The organism is Chryseobacterium endalhagicum (genome assembly GCF_016745235.1).
GTDB classification, from domain to species: domain Bacteria; phylum Bacteroidota; class Bacteroidia; order Flavobacteriales; family Weeksellaceae; genus Chryseobacterium; species Chryseobacterium endalhagicum.
The window spans coordinates 885,512-903,091 of record NZ_JAELVM010000001.1 but is presented as its reverse complement, the minus strand read 5'-3'; the positions used below and the strand labels follow the sequence as shown (position 1 = coordinate 903,091).

The following is a 17,580-nucleotide window of genomic DNA, read 5'->3' as shown; positions in this document are numbered from 1 at the left end:
ATTTTTACTTATATAATTAAATTTCTATTCTGTTTTTCCAAAAGCAGATTTGCTCCTTCAATACCCTGTAATCCTCCGGTATGAAAGCACAGAATCCTGCTGTTCTCAGGAAAATATCCTTCTTCTATAAGTTCGAAAACTTTCTGCATCATCTTTCCTGTATATACCGGTTCCAAAGGAATCCCGTATTTCTCTTTAAAATCATTGATAAAACGGATGTTTTCATCTTTTATTTTACCATAACCTCCAAAACATGAATCTATTAGATTAAAATTCTGTTTCAAAGTTAATTCAGAGATTTTATTCTCCAGTGAAGCATCGTCAACTACTTTAAATCCTATAACTTTCTGATCTTCTTCACAAAATTTTGCAATTCCGGCAACGGTTCCTCCCGTTCCGACTGCGGTGCAAAGATAATCAAAATCTTTTGTTTGGTCATTCAGCATCATTTTCACGCCTTCCACCGCTTCTTCATTGGTTCCTCCTTCAGGGATGATAAGTGCCTCAGGGAACTCGTTCTGCAGAAATTCCGTAAGTTTTTCCTTGTGTCTGTATTCTTCGCGGGTGACAAATTTCAGGTTCATCCCGTTTCTTTTTGCAAAAATTAATGTAGGATTATCCCGCCATTTAGCCGCAAGCTCCTCCCCTCTTATCATTCCCAGCGTAGGAATACCGGACAGGCTTCCAACCGCAGAAACCGCAGCAATATGATTGGAAAATGCTCCTCCGAACGTAATGAGATAAGGGTTTTCCGGATTATTCTCCAGATAATTATTGATGTTGTGAAACAGTTTCCAATATTTATTTCCTGAGATTTGGGGATGAATAAGATCTTCTCTTTTAAGAAAGAGTTTTATGTTTTCAGAAATGGATATTTCCTGAATGGGAATAGGTTCTGCCGGGAGCTTTAACAGCATTATTAGTATTTAACTATTATATGCAAAATTAGTAAAAGATTTGGAATTGATTTTTTTGACGACCGATGAGTAAGGATTTGCAGAGATGATTGCAGGTATTTGCAAAAATATTTTATTTGTAGGAATATTTTTTAACCACGGATGACACAGATTTTCACAGATGATGATGTTAAATGTTTTTGTGATTATTCGTGGAAAAATTTGTGGAATTTAGGTTTAATTTTTAGGTTTTGGCTAAAGCCGGATGAATGCAGATTTATTTATTATAGGCGGGCTAAAGCCCGCCCCTATTGAATATTTGAAATTATTAATTTTGTAATATGCTTTGAATTTTTATGCGTTTTTTCGTGAAAATTTTTATTCACCACGGATTACACAGATTTTCACAGATGATTGCGTTTTTAAGGATGAAGAATATATGTTTTGGCTGAAGCCTTGATGAATATTTAATATTTTAAAAATGGATTAAAGCCCATTCCTATTGAATATTTAATGAAATTGTTTGAATGTTTGAATGTTTGAATGTTTTAATCTTTTAATCTTTTAATCTTTTAATCTTTTAATTTTATATCACAAATACTTCCTGAAACCCCAGAATTTTCTTTTCTTCAGATAATCCAGATTCCGTTCATTTGCATAGGCTTCGCGTTCAAATGAGATTCTTTTGTAGGCAAGGAACCCGTCTTTAAGTTTGAAAAACCAGTAATAATATTCGATGACATAGAAGATGTAAAAGAAAATGATAAGCATTTCAAGCTGCTGTCTTAAGTGGATTTTTTCGTGATTGATAAGTACATTATTTTCCTTATCTTCGGGTTTCCTAATGAAGATAAAGGGAAAAAGAGCAATGCCGTTAATTTTTAATTTTTTTAATGGCTTTTGGCATATAATTATCATACTAACAAATATAAAGTTTTTTGACTTAGAGATTTAACTTATGGCCCATTATGACATCAAAGAAGGTGAAGACTTCTACTACAATGAACAGGGGTACAAGGTTTTTACGGAAAAATTCCATCTGAAAAGAGGATATTGCTGTAAAAGCGGCTGCAGACACTGTCCTTACGGGTACGATAAAAAGACTGATACATTCATTAAAAACGATAAAAAAAATAAATAAAATGAAAAAATATATTTTTATTTTGTTAGCATCGGCTGCATTAGGCCTTACATCGTGCAGTCCATTCCAGGTACGTTCAGATTATGCTGAAACGGCTAATTTCACTACCTACAAAACATATAAAATCAGAATTGACGATCTGAAACTGAATGATATTGATAAAGACAGAGTGTTGAACGAGTTATCAAGACAGCTTCAGAGCAAAGGACTTCAGTCCGGCGAAAATCCTGATCTGATCATCAATGTAAAAGCAAATCACAAAAAAGTAACGGATATTACCAACAACGGTTCTCCTTACGGAATGTGGGGATGGGGCGGTCCTTTCGGATGGGGTGTCGGTATGAGCAGAACATGGACCAGCAATTATAATGAAGGAGCATTGATCGTAGATCTTATTGATTCTAAAACAAACAAGCTGGTTTGGCAGGGCATCGGAAGCGGGATTTCCGTAGATTCTCCGAGATCCAAGCAGAGACAGATTCCTGAGATTATGGCTGAGATTATGAAAAACTATCCTCCTCAGAGAAAATAAGATTTTATTTAAATCAATTTTATATATAATCCGGTGCAATTTTTTTGTACCGGATTTTTTTATGTTTAAGATTTAGAAAAAGCAAACATTTGTTTATTTTGAAACATTAAGTTTAATTCAGGAGATAAGAATAGTTAAGGAAAATCTATAGATTTTTTAAGATATGCATTGCTTAAAGCGAAGCTCAACTTAATAATCTTAAAGACTTAAAATCCCTTAACGGTTTAAAATTTCATTTACAATAAGCTAAATTTAAAAACTTTTATCTTTTATAATACATATCTTTTTAACCACAGATTTCTCAGATCAGCACAGATGTTTGTGTATATTTTTGAACATTTAAATTTATCGGTGGAAAGCTTGAAAACAGTTATGTTCGTTGTAAAACTGCATGCTGTACATTTCAAAATTAACAGTAATGTAATTTCTGTTTCGGGAAAATATAGTATTCTTACATAAATTTTATTAGTATGAAAAAAATTATCTTATGTACTGTGATAGCGGGGCTTGCGAATGCCCAGGCTCCTGCAGGGTATTACAGTTCAGCCAATGGATTGACCGGTGCTGCACTTAAAACGGCATTAAGTTCTATCATTACCAGCGGACATCAGGACAAAGGCTACAGCGGACTCTGGACAGCCTATAAAACGACTGATATTGATAAGAACTATGAAAATGACGGTTCTATCATGGATATCTATTCGGAAAAACCAACAGGTACCGATCCTTACAAATATACTCCGGGAACAAATCAGTGTGGTACATATTCCGTAGAAGGAAACTGCTACAACAGAGAACATATTGTGCCTCAAAGCTTATTCAGTGAATCTTCGCCAATGGTTTCTGATGTTCATTTCATCCGTGCCACTGACGGAAAAGTGAACGGTATGAGAAGCAATTATCCTTTCGGAAAGGTAGGTTCAGCAACATTTACTTCTAAAAACGGATCAAAGCTGGGAAGTTCTTCATCTTCAGGTTATGGCGGAACTGTTTTTGAACCTATCGACGAATTTAAAGGTGATGTAGCCAGAATGATCTTTTATTTTGTAACCCGTTACCAGAGCAAACTTTCTACTTTCTCTTCAGGAAATATGCTTGGAAATTCAGCTTTTCCGGGATTACAGACATGGGAGCTGAATGTTCTTCTGGCTTGGCACAATCAGGATCCTGTTTCTGCTGCTGAAATCGGAAGAAATAATGCCTCTTATACGTATCAGGGGAACAGAAATCCATTCATCGACAATCCGAATTATGTAGCCCAGATCTGGGGTAATGCAGGTCCGGGAACTCCTGATCCAGGAACACCAACTAATCCTGGTACAGACTGCGTGAATGAAACTTTCGAAACCATTCCTTCTGCCAGCGCATCATCTTATACTTCAAGAACATGGACAGGAAGCGGTATTTCATGGACTGCAACTGATTCCAGAACAGATCAAACCATCAACAGCAAAGCGATCACGGTAAGAGACGGTTCTCTAACTTCAGGAAGCTCAGCAAACGGTATCGGATCATTAACTGTAACTACACAGCTTAAGTTCTCAGGAAGCAACGGAACTTTTGATGTAAAAGTAAACGGTACAACAGTAGGAACCATCCCTTACAGTGCTACAGCGGCCACAACAACCATTAATAACATCAATATTTCAGGAAACGTTACGGTAAGCCTTGTAAACAACTCTTCCAGCAACAGAGTAGCGATCGACGACCTTAAATGGACGTGCTATTCATCCGGGACAGCAAAAATGGCTCAAAAATCTTCAATTGAAGCAGCCGCAGTTCAGGAGCTTCAGGTATATCCAAACCCAATTTCCGGTCAGGAAATTTTTGTCAAGGGAGAAACTCAGCATATCCAGAAAGCTGAGATTTTCAATCTTCAGGGTAAATCTCTTCAAACGATCAACAGTCCTTTTAAAAACGGAAACTCTATTAAGATCAGAAATCTTGAGCAGGGCGTTTATATTTTAAAACTGGATCAGTCTACACTGAAATTTATTGTAAAATAAATGATTAAATGTCAGGAAGGCCGGCTCAACTTTGTTGAGCCGGCTTTTTTTATGCAGAGTTTTTTTATTAGACGCAAAGTTTGAAGATCATACTTTATATTTTAGGAATGCAAAGTAGAGAATCAATTGAAATTGATTCGATGAAGCGTGTGGATAAAACGTCCGCATATTCAGTGGCACAGCCACATCTCTTTGTATACCTTGAAATTAGGAGAAATAGTATCAGACTTTGCGTTGAAATTATCTAAAAAAGACAGCCTCACTTTTGAGACAGCCTCTTTTTTAATATATATTTTTACACTTATTTACCGCCTCGAATTATCTTTTTCTTTGATAATCTTTGACCAATCCGTAAACATTTTGGTGATAGTATTTGTATTGATAAGGCTAAAGAAGAACATCCCCGCGAGAATGACCGTCCAGCAATACGCTAATTTAATTCCGTTTCTGTCCGTAATAAAGAAAAGGATCAGCATCGCTATAGAACCCAGGAAAAATGTAAACATCAGGGTATATAAAAGGACATGGATGATGTACATATTAATTTTAAGTTTTCTGAATATCCAGGCGATAACTGCAATGGGAATCATCAGTAACACAGGTACGAGCATGGCTCCAAAAATGGCTGCTTCCGGATAAGCGATGAGATCCTGCTCAAATCCAAAGAATGTATTAAAACTGAACGCCATCATATTGTTTTTCAGGGTTAGGAACTTCCAGTAAGGTTTTGTCTTTGTAACCGAACATTTTCGCAAAAATTACATTGGGAAATTCATGGATGCCGATATTGTAAAGGTTTACACTGTCGTTGAAGAATTCTCTGCGGTCCGCGATCTTATTTTCCAGTTCGGAAATTCTTTTCTGCAGTTCCAGGAAGTTATTATTGGACTTAAGTTCCGGATAGTTTTCAGACACAGCAAAAAATGAGGTAAGTGCTTTTGAGGTTTCATTGGCTAATGCGGTCTTTTTTTCTGAATCTGAGGCATTGCTGTAAGAGGACCTCAACTCCGTAAGACGGGTAAGAATCTCTTTTTCATAGTTCATGAAATGTTTGGCCACGCTGACCAGGTTAGGAATTTCATCTGCTCTCTGTTTCAGAACAACATCGATATTTCCATAGGCTTTTTCTACATTAAATTTAAGCATCACCAATTTGTTGTATAAATTGATTAAAAAGCTGATGACTGCTGCCCCCAGCAATCCGAGTAATATGATGGCGGTTGTCCGGTTCATTATTCTACGAGTATATAGATGATTATTAAAAGGATGATGGAACAAATGAATAAAAATGACCTCAGCAGCGGCTGGTATCTGTTCCACACGGTGATTCCGGAAGCTGAAGTGATTCCCAGGATTTTATAATGATCATCTCTTCTTATAAAAGGAACTCCATTCTCAGCATCTGCATAGCCCACCAGGAGCATTTTCTGGCCGGCCTTCAAAAGGGTTTCCGTATATCTTTTATTGTTGTTGCTGCTCACATTCGTTTCTCCTAACAGGACCAATTCAATTTTATCGGGTTGTACTTCTATGGTTCCCGTTTCGTCCTGCATCTGGAAAACATTACATTGGGTTTCCCTGTGAACGGTGGTATAAGAAAGCCTGCCGTCGGAATCTTTGCTGATATCTTCAATGGTGTAATAATATCCTATGCAGGTTTCGTGATCCACCGGAGAGGTCAGCGGATTTTTCATGATCAGGGTGCCTTCCACTTCTACAAGCCCTTTTGCCAGGGATTTTATTTTTGATGTAGGAAGAGAGTTCTGTAATCTTAAAAACCGTTTAGCAGGAGTGGGACGCATAAAAAGCAAAGCTGCTGCGACCACCAAGGCCAGAGGAACCAGAATAATGATCCGTTCTGCATAGCTGTCATAATTTTTGGAGATCTCATACAGATATTCATGCAGCGGCATTTTTTCTTTGAAGATGATCCATAAAATAAAATAGAGAAAGCAGAACACTATAATTCCCAGAATTATATATCCTGTTTTCGACATTTTCCTGTTGTTCTCCATTCTTAATCCTAAATAGGGTTTATTATTATCAACTCAAAAATACATTTTATTTTAAAATGGTGGTTAATTCTGCTTCGGGAAGTAAAAGTTCCGTGTAATTTTATTGTTTAAACCAGATAAGCATCACACATGAGATATTGAGCAGGCATAGGATGAATGCTCCATACAGGGATAATGTGATTCTTTTTTTTAAAGTACATTCTGTGATATAGCTGGAAATTAAAAGGGCAAAAAATGCTGCAATTCCAGTAAAAATTCCTCCGAAAATAAAAACGATCCAATTAAGTTCCACAGCATTTGCGCTTTCTCTGGATGTCCGGTCGGTAATCTTTATGTATTGTCCGGGAGCAGGCGGATGGTTGCTGGTCATATCCACCGTTTTAATGATTTCTTTCCCCTCTGAATTGGTATATTTTACTTTTGGAAAATAGATGAATTTACTGTCGTATGTGGAATTCCGGAAGTTCTGTGTTTTAGTTGTTTCTTTTTTATAACCAATGACAACGGCTTCATATTTCGTCTCACTGAGCGTTCTGTATCCTTTTTCCCAAAAGAAAGTATATGACAATACCATCGTTAATACATTGATGGAAGCCACCAGCAGAAACACAAAGAAGAGAACAAATATTTTTTCCGGAAGATTTTTTTCTCCTTTTTCAGAACCCTTCTTTTTCAGAATTTTATCAAAGATCCTGTATGCAATATAGCATGAGAATAAAACAACAGCCAGAACAAAGTACCCGAAATAAGTCATATGATTGTTTTAAAGAAAACAGAAGAAAATATACTATTTAACCAGAGTTTGAGATAAGCAGTGAAGATTAAAAGGATGGAGGACGGAAGATGGAGGATGGAAGTTACTCCCAGACAATAATATCAAACAGCTCCTTTTAAATTTGTTTGAAGTGGATTAAAAAGCCTAATAAACACCGCCGTATATTTCTGCCTTTGCACTTCAATAACTTCCCTCTTCCGGCCTCAAACTTCCTGACCAAAATGCCAGGTTATTTAATTTTAATATATTTATTTTCAATACCTTCATATAGAATAGTCAGGGTATCATTTTTAATGGTATACTTACTTTCTGCTTTTTCTCCGGTATCTTTTTCAGTGGTGATGATCTTGTCATTTTGAATTTCAAATCTGGATTCTATGGTATTCTTGTGATTTCCTTCGCCCAAATGCTGGAAAAACTTTCCGTCAGCGGTGAATTCCAGAATAATTTTTTCTATCAGTTTTCCTGTTTTCACATCTTTAAGGGAACCATTCCATTTTCCAATAAGATGAACATCCTCTTTCTTCTGAGAATGGCAGTTCAACATCAAAAAACAACTTATGACCAATAATACATGTTTCATTTACAGCAGTTAAATGATTTCAAATTCGTCTTTTCCTTCAGGAATATAAAATGTCATGGGCAATACCAATTCTTCATCGGTTTCCGGATTTTCCAAACGTATTGCAGGCATCATATCTGTACATTTTAAAGCAGCCAGTTTCCCGTACCCTGAATATTCAACGTAAATATCGTCAAGAAGGGGCTGCGCTCTGTATCCGTCTTTCATATCAGAAATAACACCGCCCATTCTGCTTTCTGCCTGGTTTTTACTTAAGTACATGGCTAAAGCATTATTACCTTCTCTCTTCTGATACTGCTCCATAAATGATTCATAATTGCCGCCATTGATCAGCCTGATGATCTCATTGTATTTTCTGATCAGTTTTTCTTTGACATCGAATTTTGCATCTTTCAGATTGATTCCGTTCTGCCATGCATCCAGCTTGTAAGGAACATCTGCGTTAAATGTGCTTGTATGACCAATAAAAGGAATGTTTTTGTCTGGTTTTTGCGTAAAATATTCATCAAACTGTTTTACGAAAGCATAGTCTCCTGAAGACATATCGTACACATTCACCCGGTATCTCATATAGGAATCGTCATGCATTTCTGTATGCCCGCTCATGGGAAGTCCTTTCACTTCTATGGTCTGCTTTCCGCTTTCAAGGATCAGATGATTCACCGGAAAGTCGGATCTGGTTTGCCCGTCTATACTCAATGAAATCAGTTCCACATCATTAATTTTGATCTGAAAGGAGCACATTACGGCACTAAAATCTATTTCGTAATAAGGTTTCATCTGTTATTTTTTTGGATAAGCAAGATTAAAGCTGTCTAAAATAGAAAAAACGCCTGCATCAGAAGCATTGTCTACTCTGGTGCCTTTCTTTACCACAATCAGTTTTGTATTGGTATACTTGGCGTTATCTTCTGTTAATTCCTGAGTCTGGGTTAAAAATATCCACTTATTTTTTGCAGCGGCATCCCAGAAATAAGCCAGTCCGGTTTTATCCGTTGAACGTTTTTCCGGGGCTCCGTATGTTTTAGTCAGGTAATCAATTACTTTTTTCCCTTCGTCTTCTTTGGCAAGATTAAGGATGAATCCCAGATAGTTATTATTCTGGTAAGAGTTTACCAATACGGAAAGATTATTGTTTGAGTACTCATACCCTTTCGGAACTGAATACGAAGAAAATGATGCAGTTCCCAGTTTATAGTTCTGAACATCTGCCTGCTTGTATGATAATAACCCATAATTGGCTTCTGTTTCCTTCTCCCCTTTCGCAATATTTCCGGGTACTTTTTCGTCAAATTTAAACGTTTCCAGATCGGTTTGTCCGTTGCAGGACACAATAGCCAAAAAACTAAATAATAAGATAAGATTTTTCATTGTATGAGTATTAATCATTTTTAATTAAAGGAATATTCGCACTTATTCCAAAGTAAGATTCCAGTTCTTTTATAACATCAAAAGGAGGAATCACATTTTTATAATCTCCTTTTGCAATTTCATATTTTCCGTTTCTGCTCTCCTGTACTTTATGCTTGTTTTTTGCAATTTTAATCGCAAGGCCTACGCTGATGGTCACCACATACTGGGCATCAAGTCCGTCAAATCCAAGAGCAGGACGGTAGTAAAGTCCTTTATCATCATAATTGATGCCATGTCCGAATGTGATGGAAGCACTTCCCGACGCGGAAGCCTCAAAATAGGCCTCTGCTTTTATAACGGCTAATGAAACCTCTCCCTGGATTTTCACTCCTACTTTCAATTCTATTTTAAGCTTGGTTTTAGAAGATATTTTAAATTCAGAATCTTTCAGTTTCCCGGCTGTATTAAAATTAAAGCTGGATTCCACCTCTATGGTGCTGGAAATGATCAGATCCATGAAGATATCCACTGATGCCTTGAAACCGGCATTATCATTTCCTACGTCAATTCCGGATTTCAGTTTCCCCTGAATTTCCTGATAGAGTCTTGTGACTCCCGGCGCTGCCGTACCTCCGCTTACTGCTCCTGCGATACCGAATACCAACGCTCCCAGCAGATCCACCGTCATTTCCAGGCCAATCAGCGGACTTGCCTTTAATTCTATGGTTCCGTCTGTACCGACGATCATATTGTTGTCTTTCGGGTGCTTTAACAGCCAGTTTCCTGAAAGCTCCAGATTGGGTGGTTTTACGACAAAACTTACCGGAATCCCTTTGGGTGAAATGGAACGTACTTTTCCTTTTGCCTGGTTGGTAATTCCATCTGACATTGCGCCTATGGAAGCAAATGTATCGTATATTTTTTTAAACTTGGTTTCGTATTCGTATTTTAGCTCTTTTTCCTGCTTATCATTGTTCCATTTTGCCTTTAAGCTGAATCCCAATGATGCCTCTTTCTGTTTCCATCTTTTCTCAGCACCCATCTTTCCTGCTTTTTTCTGCAGTTCTTTATGCTCATGCGGATCCATATTCATCCACTTTACACTGAGGTCATTGGTAAGGTTCAGAAAGAAACTTAGGGTCCACTTGATATCCGGGTATACCTTTATCAATACCGTCGTCCGTTTTTCATTGCTGTAATATCTGCAGCTGTGAACATGGAGATGAAACTGGTTAGGCGTAGTAGCTCCCGGTAATATATACTGTATCGGAAGTGCATTGAACTGCGAAAGATCGGAATATACCGAATAATTAAACGATGGCGTCGTAAAGGTCTTTTTGGTATCGCCTGCATCTATCGCCTGGCCTACATCCACTACATAAATTTCTTTTTTATGCTTATGCTTGCTGTCTCTGAAACAAATTTTAGTATCAAATCCTGCAATATCTATGGTCAGGTTTTTCTTGGTGGAAACGCTTGGAGCCACCACTTCATACATAATGGTCTGTGCATCGTGGGCATTAAACACAAAAGAAATATCTACCCTTCTGTTGTTTTCGTAGTCTTTTTCGTCCTTATACTTGATGTTGTCCCTGCCCATTTTGTCATCGGTAGGGTCTACTTCTCCCTTTCCTGTGGAGATAATCCTTCTGGGGTCCAATCCTCCGTCTGCAAAGAATTTCTTAACGATATCGGATCTTTTCTGGGACAGTCCTTTATTATAATTCTGTTTTCCAATGACGCAGGCATAACCGCTCAGATTGATGGTAGAATCTTTGTGCTCAAGAAGGAATTTAAGGACATTGTTCAGGATAGCTTCTCCGTCTTTATCAATGACGGTGGAATCAAATTTATAAAAGATCGTTCTTTGTATATGTTCCTGCTGCTGGCCTGTTTTAAGCTGTTTAACTCCTTTCCCGTTATCAAAAACCAAAGCGGTGGTATTTTCAGGTTTCCCGTCTTTGGTATCGGTTTCTGTAATCTTGATGACTTCAAATTTACAGGGCTCATATCTTACCACGCTCACATCCGGCTTATAGACTTTGGTAGGCGTCTGGTTCTGGCTGACGTTGGCATTGGTGGTCACCACTTTATTTTTCACGTTAAGATAGATGGCGTGAAGATCATCACCGCGGCTGTCTTTAATGTATTTTTTGGAACCGGAATCTTTGACTTTGATGTAAAATTCTTCCACATTCTGAATGTTCTCCACATGGGCCATCCATGAATAGGTATTTTCTATTTTTAAATTGACCTCTCCGTCTATAACCTGTACATTATTGTAGGTGTGGACCAGTTTATCCCCTTTTGCGGTCTGCTGGTTCCAGAGTTCTACGGTCACGGTATTCCCGTTAAGCCCTTCCGTTGTCAGATTAAGATAAACGATATGGCCGTAGGAGATATAATTGGTTTTATTCTGGTTTTTGATGCTGTTCTTGCTTCCTCTCTGAGTCGTCCATTTACTGGTTACAATTTTGGGTTCGCACCAGCCTTTTACGTAAAGGCCTACGTTGTTTTTGGTATCTCTTTTACCGGAAAAACTGGCTTCAATATAGAAATGATAGCTTCCGCAGTATTGCTTGTCAATATTAAATTTATATCCTGTTGTAGACGGAACCTGATAAATGATAATTTTACGGTCGTTGGTCTGTCTCATCCAGATCACCGGTTTCTTTTTATCTTCAGCAGTTGTATCCGGCAGCCATTCTTCTACCTGGAAGGTTACATCCTGGTTCGGCACAATCGTAACTCTCTGACCCGGAACAGACATTTTCGGATAATAATTACCTTTTGTAACCCTTATTTTCTTTACACCTTTTGCCATTTCTTTATCGTTTAGATTGCACTATCCTGCCCGCCGTATTTGGGCTGCTCGTTATACATTTCCTCAGCATCCACCATCGGATTGATCTGCTGCTGTACGTCCGGATCAGCATTTTTAAAATTCTGCGCGCTGCCTTCCGTTCTCTGTCCGTGGTCTATGATTTCAATACACGGTGTTCCGGCGATGGCACAGACTGCCTTGCTGGTTTCCAGGATAATGTATCCGCCGTTGTTGAGCTGTACTTTTTCATAATAGTCCTTCCATTCCGTTACCATGATCTTGCACGGCGGCGGCGGAGTTCCCATTTTTATACAGTTTCCGAAGGTATTTTTTTCGAATGTGGCGGCTCCTATTTCTTTCGTGGTGACGATCAGTTTTTTGGAAGCCTGTTTATCGTTGGCGTATTCTTTCTGATGTGAGAGTACTTTAAGCTTGTCCGGAGCCTGTCCGAACTGGCATTTGCACATAGCACCCTGTACTACAATATGTTTTTCTGCCATGGCTAAAATTCTTTATTTGAAATTACTAATCTGCTTAAATATTCATTCCCGAATTCCAGCCGTACAAAGGAGGAATTCATTTTAAAAGTAACCACTGTTAATGCTCTGGATGTATTTTCATCTGTATCCACGGTGGTCTGGTAGAGCTGTGCATTATACCGGGCAAATTTCTGTTTGCATTCAGATGGCGAGCTGTCATTGAATACCAGGCCATGCGGTAATCCTGAAACCATATCGCTCCCGTAATACTGAATGGCGTAATATTCCAGTCCGTTATTCATGCTGGCGTAGATCATATTGAAATCATCAAAATCCCAGTTGGAATACTTCCCGTTTTTACAGTCTTTACATTCCGGCTGGGTAGGATCTACCTTCAAAAGCTTTGTAAAAGTGTCAGAAGATGCCGGCAGCGCAATAAACTGTTTCTTGCTGAATAAACTCTGGAGATATTTTGAAGCTTTTTTCTGCTTCGGGGTTCCGTCTTCAGTAGCTACTGTGGGAGCATCCGAATAGGTGGTCGCGGCTTCAGCTGATGATGCGTCTGCGGCTTCCGCTCCTGCTGCGGCCTCGGCGGGTTTATAGTTTAAAAGAAATTTTTTAATCTCCTGCTCCACTTTTCCTGTGGATTTGGTGAGTTTTGTATCCACTTCTTTCTTTGACCAGCTGTCTGGAATAATTTGCTCAAGATAAACCGTGACTTTCGTACTTTTTGAAGACACTTTTTTCATGTTTACCGTCCAGATCGCCTGCTGAATAAACTGTTTTGGCTTTGCTCCGCTTTTCAGTGCCAGATCCAGGTAAGGATTTTTAGAAACTCCGTCGTATTTCAGATTATAGAGATCAACAGTCGTTGAGAAATCACTGTCGGATGCTGCAGCTGCTTTAGGCTCATCTTTCGTGAAATCGTTCTGGAAATAAAAAATGGCGTTTTGTAAGGTCTCAATATCTTTCGGTACATTGAACTCTGTTTTCTGCCCGAAATACAGGCCAAAGCTCAATATAAACACCAATATGGATATTTTATGATTCAATTTGATTTTCATTTTGTTAGTTTTTTTATTGATCTGCCAATGCAGCCACTACTACTGATATTTTCTTTTTCTTTTCGAGTTCTATATCACATTCCAGATACATTGATTCTGTCAGCGATGTTTCTCCATTCAGGTAACAGGCTATCCTGAAATTTCCTTCATGGTTCATTAACGGATGGTCTTCAATGATCATTGAAAAAGGTGCTTTATTCATGAAATCATAAGCGGACCTTTCATCGTTCAGTCTTCCTTCTCCTTCTATATTCACTAAATTATATTCATCTTTCAAAGGATCAATTTCGAGCTTTATTTGATATTTCGGCTCCACAGGATTGTTAACTATAGGAAAACTGTCTGCCATCTCCATTTGGTATTCCTTTCCGAAATTCTGATATATTCCGAAGAACAAAGTCCGGATGAAATAATCGTTTTTCAGATAAATATCCATGGCATCGGGTTCTGATATCACCTTTTCTATCTTTAAACAGTATTCATCAACCGTTTCACCCTCAAATTCTTTGTAAAGCTCTTCTTTTACGGCATCCCACCGTTCCATGAAAACCGGAAGATTCTCTACCGCATTGAATTTCCCCTGTTCATCTACGCTGATCTGCAGAGGATACAAAACTTTAGAGGTTTTATAAGCCAGAAGATCTGCTATTTCACTGACTTCTTCTTCGTTCAGATAAAGGACCGAAGTCCTGTCTATTTCAAAAAAATGAAATCTGCTCTCTGTTCTCAGCCAACGCACTGAAGTTTCATATTTCAGCTCATTCTTCCTGTCATTATGCTCAATAATAATCGTCACTCCATACCTGCTGAACGAATTCTCCGGCCGAAAAATCAGGCTGTTTGCCCTCCCGAATTGTACCAGCCTCTTTTTATCCGTTACCGCAGTTCTGGGAAGAAATATTTCCTTCTGGCCTGTAAGCTCAATCAGGATCATATCTTTTACGTTGCAGCAGCTATTGTGAAATATCTTCAAAGCAGCCGTATCCAGGCTGTACAGTTCACTTATGCTTCTTAAGCTTTCCCCTGTCTGAACGGTATGTATATTAAATTTCTGCATAAATAATCCGGCTTCCGTACGCTCTTTTCCTTCTATTTTTATTTAATGTTTCCTATATAAATAGCCGTCAGTGCAAGCACTGACAGGATCAGTATTAAATTGACACCTCTGTACTTTCTGTTTCCTGTAAAAAAAGAAACAATAATTTCTATCAGAAGAAACAGACACCATAAAGCTGCCCAGCAGACATTTAAAACAAAGTCCATAGGAATAGACATTCCGCTGTTTCCTCCTATTGATTGGGTAGAACCGAACCACGAATCCCATTTGTCATAGATATATATCAGTAAAAATCCTGATAATAAAATGCCTGTTCTTATGGCCAGATGTTTCTTCATTCAACCTAAGCTTCATGAATCACTCTTACCCTGTCTGAAGTAGGATCCATTCCGATACCTTCTCTTCTTGCCGACCAGTGCAGGTATTTATTTCTGAGGGTCCTCAGATCATTATGCTCTCTCATTTCCCTCTGATAATCTGCATACTTCTGCTCCGGTATGGAGGCTCCTCCATATGCCGTCTCAATATCTTTAGCTCTCTTAAAAACATATTGCTTTCCATCTCCCATTGCATAAGGTCTCAAGCGGTCTTTCACCCTTACCAGCAGTTCATCTGATGAAATGGAATAGGTTTCGTCGGTAAGTTTTTTTATTTTGAGAGGAACTTTTTCTTCCACCCCATATTCTGCCATAAAATGCAAAGGAATAAAGCTGTATGCCTTTTTCAGAAATTTACGTTCACCCCTTAATGACAGATAAAATCCGGGCGTAATGGTAAGTTCTTCATCTGTATACCATGCCTCATTGATCAGCTGCTGTCTCAATGCCTTTAATTTCGTACTGGTGGTCCAGGATGTTTCCACCTCTTCCCAAACTTCCGGACCATCTTCATAAGCTCCGCCTACATCACAGTGTACACCGGGAAATATTTTCTCAATGCCTACACTTACATTGGTAAGGTCGAAATTTTCTCTGTGTTCGTTTTCGGCTACAAAGTGAATAATGGTCTGTGCCCTTCCGATATCATCCAGCCCAAGTTCTTCCACATCATTGTGGAAATTCGGTTTTGGAGAAAGGTTTTTGGAATAGGACGAAACGGTATCATAAATCCCCAGAAACCTTACCTTCAGTACATCTACTGTAATTCCGGCTTCCTGAAGCTGCAGTCCAAGATGTCCCCATTTCGGAAGTTCTACTGAAGCCACTGTGTTTCCATCGCTGTCCGAATGGGAAGTAGCGGTCATCCCCTGGTATGAGACGGTTGTGGTTTTAGCTTTGTATTTTGACTTTCCTATTTCGTGTAAGAAATTACGGGCGGCCGCAGCACCACGGCTGAAACCGAAGACATCGAAAGTAAGTACCGCAATTTTATCAGCTTTTTTTGAGCTTTTGATATTTTTTACTTTTTTCACGATCTCCTCACAGCCTTTTCTCACTTTCCCGCGGATTCCGGTATCTCCTGTTCCGAAGGCATAGCCCAGCATAGAATCTTCCTGCTTATCTTCCGTCCCGATCCCTTCTATATAAATTCCAAAATTTTTATCGTAATTGTCCCATAAACGCGCTACATTGCTCCAGTCGTTATTATAACTGTTGTTATCGGTAGTTTTCCCACCGTTTTTCTTGTAGTCAGCTGTTTTTGCTCTTCTTTCGGTGGTATTGGTTTTGTTGTTCAAAGTTCCGTCAAAAAACACCCCAAGAGTAATATCTAACACTTCCTCTTTGGTTATTTCCGGTGAATAATCTCCAAATTTATTATTGTGCATGGTTCTTATTTTATTTTTTGATGACAGACCGCCAATGAAAAATCCTTCCGGCGGCTACTTTTATTCTATTTTACGGGAAAGCCTGATCTTTGCTTTTGTAACGGGCAGTTCCTCCTTTTCATTTTTTAATGATAATGATACTCCCGTATTGCCTCCATTCACTTTGATGATGAAATCTATATCCTTTTCTTTTCCAAGTTTCGCAAATAATTCAAAAATTTCTTTTTCATCAAAGGCATCAACCCAGACTGCATACCGGTTTTTGTTCTGATCCCTCCAGTAAAAACCACAGAATTTCGGAACAGCTCTTTTTCTGTAGGTATCTGCTGTAAGGCTTTCTCCGAAAAGGTTTTCCTGTTCTCCGTTGTAATTCGTAAGTCCGAAATCTATCCATTCACTGCCTTCCGGAAGGATTACCGAGGGTTTCCATGGATATCTTTCTCTGTAGATATCATAAACGCCTGCATCGGGATATCCTTCTGTTTCTATTTTAGCCCGGATTTCGGGTTTAAATGTTTCATAGGACGGATCTTTCAGCATTCTGTCTGCAAACCCTTCTTTTAGCATGTATTTGGCATTTTCGTAGGCTTTTTCCTGGGTAATCAGCGTATCATGAGCCTGGAAAACACCAACTTCTTTTTGGTTTCCCGGACCGTTGATCCATAAAACAACACGGCCTTTTGGTGCCAATCCCACAATAAAATTGCTGTATGTTGTTTTTTTGCCGTTATCCTGATCAATAAAACCTTTTTCAAAAAGACCCTTTATCTTTTCTTTATCCAGATCCCATTTTCCTGTATAAAATTTATTTTCCACCAATGAGTACCAGGTAAATTCCAGTTTGCCGGGAAGATCCATCTGTTTGGTTTCCACACTCATGGTTCCTCCTTCAGTTCCCCAGCCGGTATTTGCTGTACCCCAGATGGCATCGAACCCATAGGTGAAATCATCTGCTGTAATGGCTCCCCCGTAAATTTCCATCGGATATTCCTGTGGTGCCGAGACGGTTCCCAGCCAGCTGTATTTTTGCTCCATTTTTTTACTTTGACAATTGATTAACGAGAAACTACCTGCAATAAAAAGAATCAGA

Annotated in this window: 19 protein-coding genes; 3 read left to right on the top strand and 16 right to left on the bottom strand. The window is 38.6% G+C overall.

The window, feature by feature from the left end:
• Positions 1 to 8 precede the first annotated feature (8 nt).
• Together JET18_RS04070 and JET18_RS04065 are read right to left on the bottom strand one after the other, a co-directional pair.
• Positions 9 to 917: a 1-aminocyclopropane-1-carboxylate deaminase/D-cysteine desulfhydrase gene (locus JET18_RS04070; RefSeq protein WP_202089335.1), complete on the bottom strand. Its 909-nt coding sequence runs from the start codon at positions 915 to 917 to the stop codon at positions 9 to 11.
• A 570-nt stretch (positions 918 to 1,487) separates the two neighbouring features.
• Positions 1,488 to 1,814, bottom strand: a complete 327-nt coding sequence (locus JET18_RS04065) for a hypothetical protein (protein ID WP_202089334.1) — start codon at positions 1,812 to 1,814, stop codon at positions 1,488 to 1,490.
• Positions 1,815 to 1,854: 40 nt separating this feature from the next.
• On the opposite strand from JET18_RS04065, the gene JET18_RS04060 reads away from it, so the two are divergent.
• From JET18_RS04060 to JET18_RS04050, 3 genes are all read left to right on the top strand, one after another.
• Positions 1,855 to 2,037 (top strand): DUF5522 domain-containing protein, encoded by a 183-nt coding sequence (locus JET18_RS04060; RefSeq protein ID WP_007842321.1) that lies wholly within the window; start codon positions 1,855 to 1,857, stop codon positions 2,035 to 2,037.
• A 1-nt stretch (position 2,038) separates the two neighbouring features.
• Positions 2,039 to 2,569: a DUF4136 domain-containing protein gene (locus JET18_RS04055; RefSeq protein ID WP_202089333.1), complete on the top strand. Its 531-nt coding sequence runs from the start codon at positions 2,039 to 2,041 to the stop codon at positions 2,567 to 2,569.
• A 470-nt stretch (positions 2,570 to 3,039) separates the two neighbouring features.
• Positions 3,040 to 4,575: an endonuclease gene (locus tag JET18_RS04050; RefSeq protein WP_202089332.1), complete on the top strand. Its 1,536-nt coding sequence runs from the start codon at positions 3,040 to 3,042 to the stop codon at positions 4,573 to 4,575.
• Between the two features lie 305 nt (positions 4,576 to 4,880).
• Here the strand turns inward: JET18_RS04050 and JET18_RS04045 are convergent, their stop codons facing one another.
• The 14 genes from JET18_RS04045 to JET18_RS03980 form a co-directional block, all read right to left on the bottom strand.
• On the bottom strand, positions 4,881 to 5,267 hold the full coding sequence (locus JET18_RS04045) for a hypothetical protein (RefSeq protein WP_202089331.1): 387 nt from the start codon (positions 5,265 to 5,267) through the stop codon (positions 4,881 to 4,883).
• A complete protein-coding gene (locus JET18_RS04040; RefSeq protein ID WP_202089330.1) occupies positions 5,248 to 5,808 on the bottom strand; it encodes a LemA family protein in 561 nt (186 codons plus the stop codon). The genes JET18_RS04045 and JET18_RS04040 overlap by 20 nt, the downstream gene beginning before the upstream one ends.
• Positions 5,808 to 6,572: a hypothetical protein gene (locus JET18_RS04035; RefSeq protein WP_202089329.1), complete on the bottom strand. Its 765-nt coding sequence runs from the start codon at positions 6,570 to 6,572 to the stop codon at positions 5,808 to 5,810. Before JET18_RS04035 ends, JET18_RS04040 begins: the two co-directional genes overlap by 1 nt.
• Before the next feature lie 118 nt (positions 6,573 to 6,690).
• A complete protein-coding gene (locus JET18_RS04030) occupies positions 6,691 to 7,344 on the bottom strand; it encodes a hypothetical protein (protein ID WP_202089328.1) in 654 nt (217 codons plus the stop codon).
• Between the two features lie 250 nt (positions 7,345 to 7,594).
• Positions 7,595 to 7,912 carry a hypothetical protein gene (locus tag JET18_RS04025; RefSeq protein WP_202089327.1) on the bottom strand — a complete coding sequence of 106 codons (318 nt, stop codon included), beginning with the start codon at positions 7,910 to 7,912 and terminating at the stop codon, positions 7,595 to 7,597.
• 45 nt (positions 7,913 to 7,957) lie between these two features.
• Positions 7,958 to 8,728 (bottom strand): hypothetical protein, encoded by a 771-nt coding sequence (locus JET18_RS04020; RefSeq protein WP_202089326.1) that lies wholly within the window; start codon positions 8,726 to 8,728, stop codon positions 7,958 to 7,960.
• A 3-nt stretch (positions 8,729 to 8,731) separates the two neighbouring features.
• The gene (locus JET18_RS04015) at positions 8,732 to 9,319 is read right to left on the bottom strand and encodes a hypothetical protein (protein ID WP_202089325.1); all 588 of its coding nucleotides are present in this window, start codon (positions 9,317 to 9,319) and stop codon (positions 8,732 to 8,734) included.
• A 10-nt stretch (positions 9,320 to 9,329) separates the two neighbouring features.
• Positions 9,330 to 12,125, bottom strand: coding sequence for an OmpA family protein (locus JET18_RS04010; protein WP_202089324.1), 2,796 nt, complete (start codon positions 12,123 to 12,125; stop codon positions 9,330 to 9,332).
• An 11-nt stretch (positions 12,126 to 12,136) separates the two neighbouring features.
• On the bottom strand, positions 12,137 to 12,625 hold the full coding sequence (locus JET18_RS04005) for a DUF4280 domain-containing protein (protein ID WP_202089323.1): 489 nt from the start codon (positions 12,623 to 12,625) through the stop codon (positions 12,137 to 12,139).
• A 2-nt stretch (positions 12,626 to 12,627) separates the two neighbouring features.
• Positions 12,628 to 13,668, bottom strand: coding sequence for a hypothetical protein (locus JET18_RS04000; RefSeq protein WP_202089322.1), 1,041 nt, complete (start codon positions 13,666 to 13,668; stop codon positions 12,628 to 12,630).
• A 13-nt stretch (positions 13,669 to 13,681) separates the two neighbouring features.
• Positions 13,682 to 14,725, bottom strand: coding sequence for a hypothetical protein (locus tag JET18_RS03995; protein ID WP_202089321.1), 1,044 nt, complete (start codon positions 14,723 to 14,725; stop codon positions 13,682 to 13,684).
• Positions 14,726 to 14,763: 38 nt separating this feature from the next.
• A complete protein-coding gene (locus JET18_RS03990) occupies positions 14,764 to 15,063 on the bottom strand; it encodes a hypothetical protein (protein ID WP_202089320.1) in 300 nt (99 codons plus the stop codon).
• 5 nt (positions 15,064 to 15,068) lie between these two features.
• On the bottom strand, positions 15,069 to 16,490 hold the full coding sequence (locus tag JET18_RS03985; RefSeq protein WP_202089319.1) for a phospholipase effector Tle1 domain-containing protein: 1,422 nt from the start codon (positions 16,488 to 16,490) through the stop codon (positions 15,069 to 15,071).
• Positions 16,491 to 16,550: 60 nt separating this feature from the next.
• Positions 16,551 to 17,525: a DUF2931 family protein gene (locus JET18_RS03980; protein ID WP_228728478.1), complete on the bottom strand. Its 975-nt coding sequence runs from the start codon at positions 17,523 to 17,525 to the stop codon at positions 16,551 to 16,553.
• Positions 17,526 to 17,580 lie beyond the last annotated feature (55 nt).

Coding starts and splice junctions, on each gene's coding strand:
- JET18_RS04070 (WP_202089335.1), bottom strand. CDS start 917: ATGCTGTTAAAGCTCCCGGCAGAACCTATTCCCATTCAGGAAATATCC.
- JET18_RS04065 (WP_202089334.1), bottom strand. CDS start 1,814: ATGATAATTATATGCCAAAAGCCATTAAAAAAATTAAAAATTAACGGC.
- JET18_RS04060 (WP_007842321.1), top strand. CDS start 1,855: ATGGCCCATTATGACATCAAAGAAGGTGAAGACTTCTACTACAATGAA.
- JET18_RS04055 (WP_202089333.1), top strand. CDS start 2,039: ATGAAAAAATATATTTTTATTTTGTTAGCATCGGCTGCATTAGGCCTT.
- JET18_RS04050 (WP_202089332.1), top strand. CDS start 3,040: ATGAAAAAAATTATCTTATGTACTGTGATAGCGGGGCTTGCGAATGCC.
- JET18_RS04045 (WP_202089331.1), bottom strand. CDS start 5,267: ATGATGGCGTTCAGTTTTAATACATTCTTTGGATTTGAGCAGGATCTC.
- JET18_RS04040 (WP_202089330.1), bottom strand. CDS start 5,808: ATGAACCGGACAACCGCCATCATATTACTCGGATTGCTGGGGGCAGCA.
- JET18_RS04035 (WP_202089329.1), bottom strand. CDS start 6,572: ATGTCGAAAACAGGATATATAATTCTGGGAATTATAGTGTTCTGCTTT.
- JET18_RS04030 (WP_202089328.1), bottom strand. CDS start 7,344: ATGACTTATTTCGGGTACTTTGTTCTGGCTGTTGTTTTATTCTCATGC.
- JET18_RS04025 (WP_202089327.1), bottom strand. CDS start 7,912: ATGTTGAACTGCCATTCTCAGAAGAAAGAGGATGTTCATCTTATTGGA.
- JET18_RS04020 (WP_202089326.1), bottom strand. CDS start 8,728: ATGAAACCTTATTACGAAATAGATTTTAGTGCCGTAATGTGCTCCTTT.
- JET18_RS04015 (WP_202089325.1), bottom strand. CDS start 9,319: ATGAAAAATCTTATCTTATTATTTAGTTTTTTGGCTATTGTGTCCTGC.
- JET18_RS04010 (WP_202089324.1), bottom strand. CDS start 12,125: ATGGCAAAAGGTGTAAAGAAAATAAGGGTTACAAAAGGTAATTATTAT.
- JET18_RS04005 (WP_202089323.1), bottom strand. CDS start 12,625: ATGGCAGAAAAACATATTGTAGTACAGGGTGCTATGTGCAAATGCCAG.
- JET18_RS04000 (WP_202089322.1), bottom strand. CDS start 13,668: ATGAAAATCAAATTGAATCATAAAATATCCATATTGGTGTTTATATTG.
- JET18_RS03995 (WP_202089321.1), bottom strand. CDS start 14,725: ATGCAGAAATTTAATATACATACCGTTCAGACAGGGGAAAGCTTAAGA.
- JET18_RS03990 (WP_202089320.1), bottom strand. CDS start 15,063: ATGAAGAAACATCTGGCCATAAGAACAGGCATTTTATTATCAGGATTT.
- JET18_RS03985 (WP_202089319.1), bottom strand. CDS start 16,490: ATGCACAATAATAAATTTGGAGATTATTCACCGGAAATAACCAAAGAG.
- JET18_RS03980 (WP_228728478.1), bottom strand. CDS start 17,525: ATGGAGCAAAAATACAGCTGGCTGGGAACCGTCTCGGCACCACAGGAA.